Raw genomic sequence first — 14,702 nt, 5'->3', positions numbered from 1 at the left:
TGTTGTATTAGCAGTCTTTTATTTTATAAACAGAATAGTGAAAGAGAAAATTTAAACTTTTAAATGTTTATCATTTGACTTCTTTCCCGTGTAGCAGTTTATTGATTTTTCTCCTCGTCTGTACAGAAATTTTATAGGCTTGATCCCGAAGTTTCTGAATCTTTCCGACCGGATGAAAGATAGTCTTGCTTTCAAAAGGATTGAATGAAAGTAATTCATTACTGCAGTCTCTCGCATCCAATAGAGAACCTTTATCCATCTTTACTTCACCGATTTTAATGAATGGAGAGTTTTTCCATTCCACGTTAAGCTTATTGATGGGCTGGTCTTTCAGGTTATAGCAAAGCTGAATCAAAACATCTGCGGTAAAATCATTCTTTTGAAGATAATTCTTTAAAGCCTTTTTCATGTTTTGTTTCTTATCGATGTTCTTATTTACTGACTGGGGGCTCAACTTAATTTTCATCATATAATCTCCCAAACGGTAAGCACCTACGGAATAATAATCAAAAGAAAGAATGAAATCATTTCTCTTACTGAACAGTTTTATCGCATTTCGGATAAAAGAGCCCGTAAAAACAGATGGAATTATTTTAATTATTTGTACTATCAGAGAAAATAAACTGCTCCATTTTTTGATATAAAAAAGATTGATGGCTGTAAACAGTTTTAAAAAAGTAGAAACAGAATTAACCGGGAACAGCGGAAAGTTTACCAATGGATAATTGGAGAGCAGATTATTATTCTCATCCCTGATCTGAACGGCAAAACCATAAGCAGGAATATCTTTTTTAGAATTTGTAATTTTTAGCTGGGCATTGGAAAGCCTGATAAATAAATCAAATTTTTCTCTATCAAAAAAAGGTTTGAGAAATTCAGGCATAGCCGGATCTATCCAAAATGTTCCTCTGGCTACAGCATAAGTCTTCGCATGGGCATTTCTGGTAGCATAATTGACATCACTTATAGAAGAGGATTGCTCAACAAAATCTGCAATTGACTTTTTATTGATTTCCAGAAGTTTTTTTTCCTCTTCATTAAGCTCATCAAACTTCTTGTTATATAATATCGGATTTGGCATTTAGTTTTTAAATCCAATTATAACGCCAAGTTTCGGAATTTGTGTTAAGAGATTGTTACAATTATTTGAATTTTAAGTAAGCCGGAAACTGGAAGTTGAAAACCGGAATTTTGTAGTATATTATTTCAATGAAGTTTTTGTTTAACTTATTGATTATTAGTGTTTAATTATTTTGAATGAGAATGGATGAAAAAAAAATATTTGTTGTTGATGTCCTCAGTTTTTTAAACTTCCATGCTCCAGCTTCCATCTTCCAAGCCTAAAAAAGCATTATCTTTGTAAAAAATTATAATATGGGAGTAGCAGATTTGTTATTTAAACGTAAAAAAGAATTAGCCGAAAAGAATCTTAATGACGGTAAAGAATATATGGAAGAATATGGTAAGAGAGAAAGTGTTGTTCAATTACCAAGCGGCCTACAATATGAAATTATTACAGAAGGAGACGGAGCAAAACCAGGCCCTAAATCTACTGTAAAATGCCACTATCACGGAACTACCATTTCCGGTAAGGTTTTCGACAGTTCTGTAAAAAGAGGAACTCCTGCATCTTTCCCTTTAAACAGAGTAATTTCAGGATGGACAGAAGCACTTCAGTTAATGACTGTAGGAAGTAAATGGAGACTGATTATTCCACCACACTTAGCATATGGAGATCAGGAAATCAGTAAAGAGATCGGACCAAACAGTACCCTAGTTTTTGAAGTAGAATTACTTGGTATTAAATAATCCAGCTTAAAAATAGATAAAAAAATTACCTGATTTCAGGTAATTTTTTTTATTTGTATTATATTCGTATAGATAAATTGTAAAAAATGACGTAGAGGTAAGTATTGTCTTTACAATGAATCCAACACAACACAAAAAATTACTGAATGAAAAAACTCTTTTACCTTTTCGCTGTTGTTGGCCTGTTAACCTCCTGTGTTTCCAAGAAGAATCAGGTTATTCAGCAAAATATACTTACTTTGAAGGACAGCTATTGTAAAGCCCCCTTCAAATATAACTATAACAATAAAGTTCCTTCCTATAATTCAGATTCTATTTTAGCTGCGAATATAGAACTTAAAGAGATGTTTTCTGACCAGAGCATTTTAATTTTAAATGCTTTGGATAATCTGGATGAAGTACATAAAATAATGGATCTGAAAAAAGACTCATCCCTGGCTTCCCAGATTAAAGTTCTGCAGCTGAAGACAAAGATCAACAGTAAAATTACAATTGCCCTTACTGAGCTTGATGCTGTAGCAGCAGAGTTTGATTGTGAAGGAGAAAGAGTAGCCCAGATTGGAAATTATGTAGATAATCTCAATTCTTCCAGGAATAATAAAATGATCTTATATTCTATCATTACAGGTGCAGCGGCTTCTATTGCGGGTGGAATTGTGAGTGATCAAGGATGGAGTAATGCCATTGATATTGGGGGTGGGGTTCTGGGAGCAGGTTTTGGTTTGGCAACCCTTAATCCGAAAGGAAAAAAGGTGGAATTTATTCATCAGAGAAACCTTTTAAGAGATATCTGGAGAGAAAAATTAGAATCACCAAACTTTCCACCATTTATCTGGTACATGTACACCGAAAAGAAATTCTCTAATAAAGAAGAGCACTCCATTATCGGAAATATGAAAGAAAGGTGGCTGCATTATCAGTTTGATGATGATAAAACATCTGCGGACCAATCCGTTATTTTCAGCGATGGTGGATATTACAGGGCAGATGACCTTCATAACAGGGCTGCTATGCTCAATCAGATGCAGTCAGCAACACGAACGATCAATCAAAACATTAATTACTTACTGCTGGATCTGGATAAATTAATCCTTTAAGAAAAATTTAACTGTAATATATTTTGTTACAATTAAATTTTGTGTATCTTTGCAGAGTAATTACAATGAATAACACAAGATTTGCTACGGCAATACATATCATGACCTTATTGGCGAAAAGTCCTCAGGAGTGGCTCACTTCTGATTGGGTTGCGGGTAGTATCAATGTGAATCCCGTTATTGTACGTAAAGAGATCAGCGTCTTAAGAGAAGCAGGCTTAATCGTCAGCAGACAAGGAAAAGAAGGAGGTAGCCATCTGGCAAAAGATGCAGTAAATATTACAATTTCTGAGATTTACAGATCTGTAAAGAATACAGAAGTATTGGGAAAGAAAAATCAGAATCCTAATCCGGCCTGTAGCGTTGGAAAAGAAATTAACAGTCATTTAAATACATTATTTGAAGAGACAGATCAGTTGGTAAGTCAGTTTTTAGGAGATAAATCTTTGCAGGAATTCGCAGATCAATTCGAATAAAATTTTTTTACCCATAAATGTAACAAAATTTATTACAATTTAATTTAAAATATAAAATATTATGAAAAAAGTAGCAGTAATTGGTGCAACAGGATTTGTAGGAGCACACATCGTAACAGAATTGACAGACAGAGGATATGCTGTGGAAGCTTTAGTAAGAGACGCATCGAAGGTGAAAACACAGGAAAATGTAACAGCAAAAAGCGTTGATGTAAACAATGTAGGAGAATTAGCAGAAGCTTTAAAAGGAAGTGATGCTGTAATCAGCGCTTTTAATGCAGGATGGACGAATCCAAATCTTTACAACGACTTTTTAAATGGCTCTGAAAATATTGAAAAAGCAGTAGAAGAATCAGGAGTAAAAAGACTGATTGTAGTAGGAGGGGCAGGAAGCCTTTATACACCGGATAATGTTCAGATTGTAGACACACCCGATTTTCCGGATGCTTATAAACCGGGAGCAACTGCTGCAAGAGATTATTTAAATAAGATTAAAGGAAACAATACATTAGACTGGACTTTCTTTAGCCCCGCAGTAGAAATGAACCAGGCGAATGTAGGAGCAAGAACAGGTCAATACAGAACCTCTTTGGAAACTCCGGTATTCGATGCAGAAGGAAGAAGCCGTCTTTCGGTAGAAGATGTAGCCGTAGCTTTAGTGGATGAACTGGAGCAGAACAATCACATCCGTGAACGTTTCACTGCAGCTTATTAATTAAAAAAGAACAACAATGTTAAAAAGAAAATTATTATCATTAATGGCCATTTTAGGTTTCATCAGTATATTTGCAGGAAATCTGAAGGTTAAAGTCTATAATCCCGGAACCAAGGCTATTTTTCCAATTACCTCTACCATTATTTATGGAGATAAAGATGCCATACTTATTGATGCTCAGTTTCAAAAGCAATATGCAGAACAGTTGGTAAAAGAAATAAAAGCTACCGGAAAAAATATGAAAACGGTTTTTATTTCCCACAGTGATCCGGATTTCTACTTTGGATTAGATGTGATTAAAAAAGCTTTTCCTAATGTTAAAATTATTTCTACTGCACAAACAGCTTATCTTATTTCCGCCTCAAAGGATGATAAACTGGCAGTTTGGAAACCACAGTTAAAAACAGATGCTCCATCAGAAATTATTGTTCCGGAAGCTGTTACTTCAGTTCCTGATTTGGAAGGAAATAAAATTGAGATCATACAGAATCCTGAAGATCCGGCGCACAGCTTTCTTTGGATTCCGTCTATAAAGACTATAGCAGGAGGAATTTCTGTTTCCGTAGATTCACACCTTTGGATGGCAGATACTCAAAATGTAAAGGCTATTGATCAGTGGATCGGCCAAATTGATGCGATGAAATCTCTAAAACCTGAACAGGTAGTTCCTTCACATTTTGCAAAACAGTCTCTGTCTCCGGCATCTCTGGATTTTGTAAAAAGCTATCTTGAAAACTATAAGAAAGCTGTTACTGAAAATAAAACCCCGTCTTCTATCGTAGACTTTATGGTTAAAAAATTCCCTAGCCTTCCGGGAAAAGATGAACTGGAAATGGGAGTAAAGGTTTTTCTTGGTGAAATGGCTTGGGATTTAAAATCGCCCTATCCAGCCATCGGTAAGAAAGTAGAAGTTGATTTTGGAACTGTAAAATTCCTTCTCGATTTTAAAGACAATAAAACAATGACATTTACCGGAACAGCAGGAAGTTCAAAAGACAGTACAGATACTGTAGAATATACAGCTGTGGAAGTAGCAAAAAATGTTTTCATGGTGTATTGGCATGAGCCTCATCTGGGATTCAATGTTACTCATATCCAGGATTACAATAAAAATATAGTCTATTCTAATATTGCAGGACCAGATGGTACATTTACCCATCCTAAAGGAACTCTTAAGATTTTAAAATAAAAAACAGCTGCCATCGGCAGCTGTTTTTGTTTGTATTGTAATTCTAAAACACTCTGCGAAAATAATCTCCCACAGATCTAGCAGATATTTGTGAACTAAAAATCTGCATAATCGGCGAGAATATTACTACACTATCTTTTAGAATTAAAAAAAGCTGCCTCATTGGAGACAGCTTTCTTTTATAGATTCATAAACAACCTCGGATTCACCGGAGTATTGTTTTTATGTACTTCATAATGAAGATGGGGTCCTGTAGAACGCCCGGAGTTCCCGGATTTAGCAATTACCTGACCTACTTTTACTTTATCATTCACTTTAGATATCAGCTGTGATAAATGTCCGTAAAGGGTAGCCAGTCCGTTTCCGTGAGAAACAATGACGCAATTTCCGTAACCGCCTTTTTGCCCGGAGAAAATAATTGTTCCGGCAGCGGCAGCTCTTACATCAGAACCGAAGGCAACAGCAATGTCAAGTCCTTTATGGAACTGCATCTGATCCGCTTCAGCAGGAGGATTGTTTCTTTCCATAGGAGCCGCTTTAGAAGTAGCATTTCCGGCAACAGCTTTTGTAGCAGAAGTTGATGCAGCAGGTGCAGCTGCTACAGGAGCCGCTTTTGGAGTCACCATTACTTTAACTTCTCTTTTATTTCCATAACTGTCCGTTAAGTCCACGATTTTTTCAACAGGTTCAGCCTTAACTTCCGGTTTCGGAGCTGCTGCAACAGGTTTAGCTTCCGTGGCAGCACTTGATTTTACCGAAGCAAAAACAGTTTTAAATGGAATAGGATTTTTTCTGATCCCGAAATTAGATGAAATATATCCATCTGTAGGCATTCCTAATGGAACCTGCATCAGTTTTTTCTGTAGGTCCATCAGATATTGGCTGTATCGGTTGGCTTGTTTGGAAAGATAAATAGAATTGGCAATACTGTCCTGATCAAGCATCATTAGCTTTTCATTCGAAATGTCTTTAGACTTCAGGAAAGAGTTCAGTTGAGAAACAGTTTGATCTACAAGGGTAAGATCAGTTTTCATTTTCAGGTAATCTACACTGTCTTTTTCAGTGTTTATTTTTACAAGATTCACTTCATAATTTTTGTCATCCTTCTCCGAGAAAAGTTTGGCAATGAAGATGCCTTGTGCAAAAACTACTAGTAAAAGTCCTCCCAGGAGAATGTTTACGTTCTTCTTGCTGTTTAGAAATTTTTTCATATTTCCTTTCTTAGATAATTAAAACGGTTTTTAAAGCTGCAAATTTAATTAAAAATAAGTTTTGTGAGCAATCTTTAATTAAAATTCAGTTTTTTCTGTATCTAACGCTGAATTGTATATTTAATTGTGCTGAAGCATTATTTTTTTCAGAAAGTGGTTTTTTATCATGCCTTAAAGTATTTTGTTAAATCTTTGTTTAATATATTTGCAGTTCACATTCCAATTATGGCTAAAAAGAAAATTATTTCAGAATCTTCGAATCCAAAAAAGACTAAAAAGGATGTTTCTGTAGGAGTAGTAGGAAGCGGAAGTTTTGCAACTGCTATCGTAAAAATGCTTGTTGAAAATTGCAAAGTTGTGCACTGGTGTGTAAGAAGTGAGTTTGTAAAAGGAGCTATTGAACTTCGTGGACATAACCCGACTTATCTTACCGCTGCTCATTTTAACCTGAAAAGTTTAAAACTAACCACGGATATTAATGAACTGGTTTCTGCATGTGATGTTGTTGTTTTGGCAACACCTTCCATTTATCTGTCAGATACTTTGGATAAGATGACCTGTGATTATTCAGATAAAATCTTTGTTTCTGCAATTAAAGGGATTATTCCTAAGGTAAATGATGTGGTGGCCCATTATCTGCGTGATGAGTTTAAAATCGGTTTCAGAAACCAGGCAGTTATTGCAGGACCTTGCCATGCTGAAGAAGTTGCCATGGAAAGACTTTCTTACCTTACGATTGCCACTGTAGAAGATGAAACGGCAGAAAAGCTGGAAGGAGTTTTCAGTTCAGATTTCATTAAGGTTCAAACCAGTAAAGATATTCTTGGAAATGAATACAGTGCTATTCTTAAAAATATTTTTGCCATCGGAGCCGGAATTGCCAGCGGCTTAGGGTATGGAGATAACTTTACAGCAGTTTTCGTGTCCAATGCGATCCGTGAAATGGAAATTTTCCTGGAAGCAATTTATGAAGCACCAAGAGATGTCAATGAAAGTGCTTATTTGGGTGATCTTCTGGTAACCGCTTATTCACTGTTCTCAAGAAACAGAAACCTTGGAAACCTTATTGGAAAAGGATACACTGTAAAATCAGCAATCCAGTCGATGAACATGGTGGCAGAAGGATATTATGCTGCACAGTCCATTTACAAAACATCCAAGCAGAAAAATCTGAAACTTCCAATTATTGATACAGTATATGCTATTCTTTATGAAGGTAAAAATGCTGAAAAACAGTTTAAGAAATTAACTGCAAAATTGAACTAAAAGCAGTTTTAAAATATGTAAGCTCCGTTATACTTCTGTATGACGGAGTTTTTTTTAACGTAGCGCTCGCAAAGGGCCAGATTGAAAGTAGGAATTCTAGCTGAACGAAGTGCCCCTGTGATCGTAAAATAAGAGGTAATAAAGGTTCTCTTAGCGATCATAGCGTTAAAATCTTTAAAAATTAAGCAGATATTCTAATGTAGTCTAGCATTTAAATCTGATGGTTTTGATAAATCAAATGAACAAAATAAATTGATACTTTCCATCATATCGCCTTGCATAATTCATAAGTGTTTTTAGAACAAAAATTAACGTGTTAAAATCGTTAAACGCGTTTCTCTTTTTAAAACTTTTCCCGAAATTTGAACTAAAATTTAAAATTATGTCACAATCGCTTACAAGCAGAACACCGAAACCTAAATACGACGTTGTACTGATAGGGGGCGGAATCATGAGCGCCACTTTAGCAACGCTGCTTCATGAATTTGATCCAAAACTTGAAATTGCCATCTTCGAAAGACTGGGAAGGTTTGCCAAAGAAAGTACAGCAGCTTGGAACAACGCCGGAACAGGGCATTCCGCATTTTGTGAGCTAAATTATACACCGGAAAATCCGGATGGTAGTATTGATATCAAGAAAGCAGAAAGTATCGCGGAACAGTTTGAAATTTCAAAACAGTTCTGGGCATATTTATTAACGAAAGGATATATTCATGAACCAAAGGAGTTTATCAACTCCTGTCCCCATATGAGTTTGGTATTTGGTGAAAAAGATGCTGAATATCTTAAGAAACGTCATGATAAAATGTCAGAATCAGTTCTTTTCTCCGGAATGGAATTTTCTACAGATCATGATAAACTAAGAGAGTGGATTCCATTGGTGATGAGTAAAAGAAACAAGTCTGAAGTAATGGCAGCTACCAAAATGGATATGGGAACAGACGTTAACTTCGGAACATTAACCAGAAAAATGGGTAGACACCTGTTGGAAGATTCTAATGTAGAAGTATTTTTATACCATGAGGTGAAGGATATTGATCCAAAAGAAGACGGAAAATGGGAGATGAAGGTGAAGGACAGAATCCATAACCACAAACAGGAGGTAACTGCTGATTTTGTATTTATTGGTGCCGGAGGATATGCTCTGCCGTTATTAGACAGTTCAGATATTAAAGAAAGTGAAGGGTACGGAGGCTTCCCGGTTTCAGGACAGTGGCTGGTAACACATAACCAGGAATTGGTAGAAAAGCACCAGGCTAAAGTCTATACACAGGCAACCGTAGATGCTCCACCAATGTCTGTTCCACACCTTGACCTTAGAATCATTGATGGTCAGAAAGCTCTTCTTTTCGGTCCTTTCGCTGGGTTCTCAACAAAATTCCTGAAAGAAGGGAGTTACCTTGATTTGCCAGAAAGTGTGAATACCAAAAACTTGAAATCTTTATTCGGAGCCTGGTGGCATAATCTTCCTCTGACTAAATACCTTATTCAGCAGGTAGCGATGACCAAATCTCAGAGAATGCAGCATTTAAGAGAATTTATCAAGGATGCTAAAGAAGAGGATTGGGAACTGAAAGTAGCCGGACAAAGAGTTCAGATCATTAAAAAAGACGATAAATTAGGAGGTAAACTGGAATTCGGAACTGAAGTGGTAGTGAATAAAAAAGGAACAATTGCTTCTTTATTGGGAGCTTCACCAGGCGCATCCACAGCAGTATACGCCATGTTGAATGTTCTTGAAAAATGTTTCCCTGAGAAACTTCAGGGAGAGTGGAAAGACAAGTTACTGGAAATGGTTCCGTCATACGGACAAAAACTGGCTGAACACCCTGAACTTACTGAAAAGGTAAGGGGATATACCAAGGAGAAGCTGGAATTAGAATACTAAATATTAATAATGAGCAATGAATAATAAGCGATACCAACAGCATTATTCATTGCTCATCATTTATTACTTATAGAAAGGTGGAAGAAATAGTTATAAAGCCGGTTATTGCAAAAGAACTCCTTGAATCTCTTCAGACAAAAATAGAAGAAGAGAAACAGGTCATTGTGCATTGTTGCTTTCCTGCATCCCCATTTTTAGGGAATTTAATCAGAATCTGGCATTCGACGTATCTTTTTGATAACCAGTCTGAGCATAGAAGCAAGATGATTCATGCGGAGAATATTTCAATTTCTCCTTATTGGACGGCTGTTCCCTTTATGCAGGATTTCTGGTTTACGTTAATATTTTCAGGGCTTCCAAAAGATTGTAAAAGTTTCGATCTTAAAGAAGTTATTCCTGAAGAAGGTGGTTTCTTTGTAGAATCTATTAAAAGAAATTCTTCAGATGTTTATCGTGTAAAAATATCAGAATCTTATTAACATGAAGGTTAGAGAAGAAAAGCTGGAACAAATCATTCATTGGGCAGAAAACAATCCAGATATCCGGGCTGTTCTTTTGACGAGTTCACTGGTCAATCCATATGCTCCTGTAGATGATTTCAGTGATCTTGATGTGGAACTGGTTTTTCAAAACAGAAAAGCATACGAAGATCATAATGAATGGATCAGTCTTTTTGGAGAACCCATTTCCATGATAGAGGAAGATGATACAGTCTTTGATGGAAAACATGCTATGAAGATGGTTTTATACAAAGACCATGCGAAAGTTGATTTTAAACTTTACCAGACCTCAGAATTTTCTGAAGAAGTAAAGAAAGAGAAACTTCCTGATGACTGGGACGTTGGATATAAAGTTTTGATTGATAAAGATGGTCTTACAAAGGACCTGAAGGTTCCAACCCATAAATCTATTATGATTCATTACCCCACCGAAAAGAAATTTAAGCAGCTGCTGAATGATTTCTGGTGGGATACCACTTATGTGGCGAAATGCCTTAAACGCGGTGATATTTTCTATGCTAAATTCATGTCTGAAGATATCTTGAGAACCGATTATCTGGTTCCTTTAATCGAATGGTATATTGCAGGTTCTCATGACTGGAAAAATATAACCACCAACAAACACGGAAGGCTCTTCAAAAAATATCTTTCTGCAGAAGAGTGGAGTAGAGTAGAAGCTACTTTTTCAGGAAGTGATCTTGAAGAAAACTGGATGGCTCTTTTTGCTTTTGCTGACCTTGTTCATGAACTGGGAACCGGTTTAGCCAAAAAACTGAATTTTGAATATCCTTTTCAGCATGAAGCTGACATCCGAAATTATCTGAAAGAAGTAAAAGCATTGCCTTCTTAAGAAAATTCATTCTGCCTGATCAGATTTTCAATACAATATTCGGCAATAGCTGTAATGGTTACGAATGGATTAACCCCAATTGTCCCGGGAATTAGCGAACCGTCAAGTACATACAGGTTCTCATGGTCTTTTAGCTTTCCGAATTCATTGGTGGCTTCACCTAATACACATCCGCCAAGTGGATGATAACAAATATCTGCTCCAAAACCATTATTAAACAGAAAATGACTTCGGGTACCTCCATTCGCATTATTCATTTTCCGGATAAAATATCTGGCATTTTCTTTCATGTTGGCTGTATGGCTTTCATCCCAGTTTAGTATAAGTTTCTGATTGATTTTATCATATCCTACTTCTCCTTTTTTATCTACCCTGTTGATCAGTAAATATAAGGCCGTAGCAACATCCATTCCCATTGGTAAAGGCGCTATTTCGGTGAAAAAAGGATGTTCTTTATCGTCCCAGTTATCAATTCCGCCCACAGGAATTGTTGATTGTTTTGAACCTGTTCCACCTGATAATGGTTTTACCCAGTTTCTTCCCGTCATAAAATTCCCGTTGTTTCCCCAGTTCTTTCCGATTCTTTCATGAACAGGAAGATTATTAACTGCATTTGAACGTAATAAAAGTTGTAAAGTTCCCATTGTTCCCGCTGAAAGGATAAGTTTCTTACAATTGAAAATTTTATCAGCAATCACTTTCCCTGAGGTATCAATTTGCTGAACATTTAATGTATAACTTTTGTCATCATTGAGTTTAATATGATCTACACAATGCAGATCCAGAATTTCAAGATTTCCGGTTTCTAAAGCCTTTTTCAGATAGGTTTTATCCAAACTGTTTTTACCATGGTTATTTCCATAGATCACTTCTGTATTGAGAGCAGAGCGGGGAACTTCATTCCGGAATTCCTTTTCCATATATTTAAAATCATAAACATTGGGAACTCTCATAGTTTTAAAACCTGCTTTATGAGCCTCTTCTTCACCTACTCTTGTAAATTTGTAATAAGGACAATCATTTAGAAACTTTTCATCAATAATATTTACTTTGAGCTCTTCCTGTACGAGAGGGAAGTAATGACTGTAAAACCTTTCAGCATCAAGATTAGGGAAAACTTCTTTGAAGTAGCTTTCCTTGGGAGTTACTGCCATTCCTCCGTTAACCAATGAGCCACCACCAACGCCTCTTCCCAACCAGATATTAATTGTATCAAACTCCATACGGTCCAGTGTTCCGGTGAAAGGCGTTAAGGAAAAGATATTCATAAAAGGAGCAATTGTTTTTTTTCTTAGCCATGCTGAACTTTGTCCGGGTTTTAAGAGATTGGAAAAGGGAATTCCTGATTTTTCCCAGTTAAGACCCATTTCCAGCAGGACAACTTTTTTTCCAGCTTCACACAAACGTAAGGCAGAAACTGCACCACCATAGCCGCTTCCAATGATAATAATTGGTGAATCTATGGTTTGTTTTATGGTGTTTGTTCTCCGTTCAGCAGCCTGAAAAAGGTCTGATTGTAGAAAATAAAAACCTGAAATGGCGAGTATACCCGTTTTGATGAATTTCTTTCTGTCCATGGCCTTTGCTGCTCAAAAAGTATGCTAGATCTAAGACAAGGAATTTTATTTAAAACAGATTATACTTTTTTAGTACAGTTTTAACTTTTGAAACGCAGGAAAATTCTTAGTTTTACTCATAATTTTAGATTTCATGAAAAAATATATATTGATCTTTTTCTTTTTACCCTTATTAGCCCTTTCACAAAAAATGGTTTCCAGAGAGGTTATGGAAGTTAAAAGATTTCAACAAGATCTTGATAAAGAATACCTGGATCCAAAAGAAACTCCTTTACGAGGGGATAATTTTAAAAATTTTAAAGGGCATCCATTTTTTCCTTTTGATCCGAAATATCGGGTAACAGCAAAGTTTGTCAGAACTAAAGATGCACAACCTTTTGAACTGCCAACATCTTCAGGCAAAACAAAGTCTTACAAAGAATATGGAAAAGCTACCTTTGAGCTGGACGGCAAACCTTATACATTAACGCTGTACCAAAGTCTTGATCTTATTAAACAAGATAAATACAAAGATTACCTTTTTCTACCGTTCCGGGATGCTACCAATGAAAAAGAAACCTATGGTGGCGGAAAATATATGGATCTGAAAACCCCGAAAGGAAATACCATTATTTTAGACTTTAACCAGTCTTACCATCCGTTTTGTGCCTATAATGCTTATGATTATAACTGTCCCATTGTTCCCGAAGAAAATAAGCTTCCGGTAGAAATAAGGGCAGGAGTAATGTATGAAGATATTTACCATCACTAAAATCTGCTTCTTATGATAAGGTTGGCGTTTTTTAAGCCCGAGGAACATCTTTCAGAGGTGAGTTATGATTTAGATGAACATCAGATGCGCTTTACGGCAACTGCAAATCAGGCACTGCAAAATATTAAGAAGAGGGATGATCATGATGCATTTCCCATTACAATCCTAAAAGATGATGTTCCTGTAGGTTTCTTTGTCCTTGATTTCGGAAAGGATAAATTTGAACTGACTGATAATGCAAACGCTGTTTTGGTAAGGTCTTTATCCGTAAATCCTAAAATGCAAGGCAAAGGCATAGGGAAGATAGCCATGATGCAATTAGATGATTTTGTAAAGGTGAATTTCGAAGATTGTCATGAAGTTGTTTTAGCAGTTAACCAAAAAAATGACCCTGCTTATCATATTTATCTTAAAGCAGGATATATTTTTGACGGAAAAACCAGGATCGGAAGAAGCGGGCCTCAATATCTGATGTATAAGAAACTTTAATAAAATTTTAAAATCATAATTTTTTTACTGCTGATTTGTTTCCATAACTTTGAGTAACATCAATTTACAACTATGGAAATATCACTTCGCAATCAGGTAGCAGTGGTTACAGGAGCATCCAGCGGGATTGGTTCCGGCATTGCAAAATCATTGGCTTCAGCAGGAGCAGTTGTGATTGTCAATCATTCTTCACCAAGATCTCAGGATGAAGCAAAATCAGTATTAAAAGAAATTACAGATGCCGGTGGAAAAGGGATTACTTATCAATGTGATGTATCACAGGAAGATCAGGTGGTTCGTATGTTTCAGGAGGTTGTTTCAGAATTTGGAACTGTAGATATCCTTATAAACAATGCCGGTATTCAGAAAGATGCTAAGTTTACTGAAATGACTTTAGACCAATGGAATGCGGTAATAGGCGTTAATCTCACCGGTCAGTTTCTTTGTGCAAGAGAAGCGATCAAGGAATTTCTCCGACGGGGAATAGATTCGTCTCGTTCTATAGCCTGTGGAAAGATCATTCATATCAGTTCTGTGCATGAAATCATTCCCTGGGCAGGGCATGCTAATTATGCTTCCAGTAAAGGGGCGGTCAGAATGCTGATGCAGACATTAGCTCAGGAATATGGTGCTGATAAGATTCGGGTCAATTCTATTTGTCCGGGAGCTATTCAGACACCGATTAATAAAGAGGCATGGAGTACACCGGAGGCACTCAATTCACTTCTTACCCTTATTCCTTATAACAGAATCGGACAACCTCAGGATATAGGAAACCTGGCTGTATTTCTTGCCAGCGATCTTGCAGACTATATTACAGGCACCAGTATTTTCGTTGATGGTGGAATGACAACATTTGAGAGTTTCTCTACAGGTGGATAGGA

General features: G+C 36.4%; 15 protein-coding genes. 12 read left to right on the top strand and 3 right to left on the bottom strand.

Annotated elements, in window-relative coordinates:
* Nucleotides 1-70: 70 nt before the first annotated feature.
* Nucleotides 71-1,081, bottom strand: a complete 1,011-nt coding sequence (locus WH267_RS01015) for a catalase (protein ID WP_340004870.1) — start codon at nt 1,079-1,081, stop codon at nt 71-73.
* A 293-nt stretch (nt 1,082-1,374) separates the two neighbouring features.
* On the opposite strand from WH267_RS01015, the gene WH267_RS01010 reads away from it, so the two are divergent.
* The 5 genes from WH267_RS01010 (at nt 1,375) to WH267_RS00990 (ending at nt 5,286) form a co-directional block, all read left to right on the top strand.
* Nucleotides 1,375-1,809, top strand: a complete 435-nt coding sequence (locus WH267_RS01010) for an FKBP-type peptidyl-prolyl cis-trans isomerase (RefSeq protein ID WP_052480489.1) — start codon at nt 1,375-1,377, stop codon at nt 1,807-1,809.
* Nucleotides 1,810-1,955: 146 nt separating this feature from the next.
* Nucleotides 1,956-2,906: a hypothetical protein gene (locus WH267_RS01005; RefSeq protein WP_123321749.1), complete on the top strand. Its 951-nt coding sequence runs from the start codon at nt 1,956-1,958 to the stop codon at nt 2,904-2,906.
* A gap of 65 nt (nt 2,907-2,971) precedes the next feature.
* Entirely contained in the window at nt 2,972-3,382 is a 411-nt protein-coding gene (locus WH267_RS01000) for an Rrf2 family transcriptional regulator (RefSeq protein WP_340004867.1), read from the top strand.
* A gap of 61 nt (nt 3,383-3,443) precedes the next feature.
* On the top strand, nt 3,444-4,097 hold the full coding sequence (locus WH267_RS00995; protein WP_340004865.1) for an NAD(P)-dependent oxidoreductase: 654 nt from the start codon (nt 3,444-3,446) through the stop codon (nt 4,095-4,097).
* A gap of 16 nt (nt 4,098-4,113) precedes the next feature.
* Complete coding sequence (locus WH267_RS00990; protein WP_340004863.1) at nt 4,114-5,286, top strand: MBL fold metallo-hydrolase; 1,173 nt, start codon at nt 4,114-4,116, stop codon at nt 5,284-5,286.
* Nucleotides 5,287-5,465: 179 nt separating this feature from the next.
* Here WH267_RS00990 and WH267_RS00985 read toward each other — a convergent pair whose 3' ends face one another.
* Nucleotides 5,466-6,497, bottom strand: a complete 1,032-nt coding sequence (locus WH267_RS00985) for a M23 family metallopeptidase (RefSeq protein ID WP_340004860.1) — start codon at nt 6,495-6,497, stop codon at nt 5,466-5,468.
* Nucleotides 6,498-6,722: 225 nt separating this feature from the next.
* On the opposite strand from WH267_RS00985, the gene WH267_RS00980 reads away from it, so the two are divergent.
* The 4 genes from WH267_RS00980 to WH267_RS00965 all read left to right on the top strand — a co-directional run bounded on the left by WH267_RS00980 (nt 6,723) and on the right by WH267_RS00965 (nt 11,001).
* A complete protein-coding gene (locus WH267_RS00980; RefSeq protein ID WP_123321745.1) occupies nt 6,723-7,763 on the top strand; it encodes an NAD(P)H-dependent glycerol-3-phosphate dehydrogenase in 1,041 nt (346 codons plus the stop codon).
* Between the two features lie 382 nt (nt 7,764-8,145).
* Complete coding sequence (gene mqo / locus WH267_RS00975; protein WP_340004859.1) at nt 8,146-9,651, top strand: malate dehydrogenase (quinone); 1,506 nt, start codon at nt 8,146-8,148, stop codon at nt 9,649-9,651.
* A 77-nt stretch (nt 9,652-9,728) separates the two neighbouring features.
* Nucleotides 9,729-10,130, top strand: a complete 402-nt coding sequence (locus WH267_RS00970; protein ID WP_123321743.1) for a hypothetical protein — start codon at nt 9,729-9,731, stop codon at nt 10,128-10,130.
* Between the two features lies 1 nt (nt 10,131).
* Nucleotides 10,132-11,001 (top strand): AadS family aminoglycoside 6-adenylyltransferase, encoded by an 870-nt coding sequence (locus WH267_RS00965; protein WP_340004856.1) that lies wholly within the window; start codon nt 10,132-10,134, stop codon nt 10,999-11,001.
* Here WH267_RS00965 and WH267_RS00960 read toward each other — a convergent pair.
* Nucleotides 10,998-12,578 (bottom strand): GMC family oxidoreductase N-terminal domain-containing protein, encoded by a 1,581-nt coding sequence (locus WH267_RS00960; RefSeq protein WP_340004853.1) that lies wholly within the window; start codon nt 12,576-12,578, stop codon nt 10,998-11,000. The two genes, WH267_RS00965 and WH267_RS00960, sit on opposite strands and share 4 nt — an antisense overlap.
* Before the next feature lie 133 nt (nt 12,579-12,711).
* On the opposite strand from WH267_RS00960, the gene WH267_RS00955 reads away from it, so the two are divergent.
* The 3 genes from WH267_RS00955 (at nt 12,712) to WH267_RS00945 (ending at nt 14,700) form a co-directional block, all read left to right on the top strand.
* A complete protein-coding gene (locus tag WH267_RS00955; protein WP_340004851.1) occupies nt 12,712-13,329 on the top strand; it encodes a DUF1684 domain-containing protein in 618 nt (205 codons plus the stop codon).
* Between the two features lie 12 nt (nt 13,330-13,341).
* Nucleotides 13,342-13,818, top strand: coding sequence for a GNAT family N-acetyltransferase (locus tag WH267_RS00950; RefSeq protein WP_340004848.1), 477 nt, complete (start codon nt 13,342-13,344; stop codon nt 13,816-13,818).
* A gap of 72 nt (nt 13,819-13,890) precedes the next feature.
* Nucleotides 13,891-14,700, top strand: a complete 810-nt coding sequence (locus WH267_RS00945; RefSeq protein ID WP_340004846.1) for a glucose 1-dehydrogenase — start codon at nt 13,891-13,893, stop codon at nt 14,698-14,700.
* Nucleotides 14,701-14,702 lie beyond the last annotated feature (2 nt).

The sequence above is a fragment of the Chryseobacterium sp. MYb328 genome, assembly GCF_037572595.1.
GTDB lineage: Bacteria > Bacteroidota > Bacteroidia > Flavobacteriales > Weeksellaceae > Chryseobacterium > Chryseobacterium pennae.
Note: the sequence above shows the minus strand (reverse complement) of the source record. Positions and strands in the feature narration are given on the sequence as shown.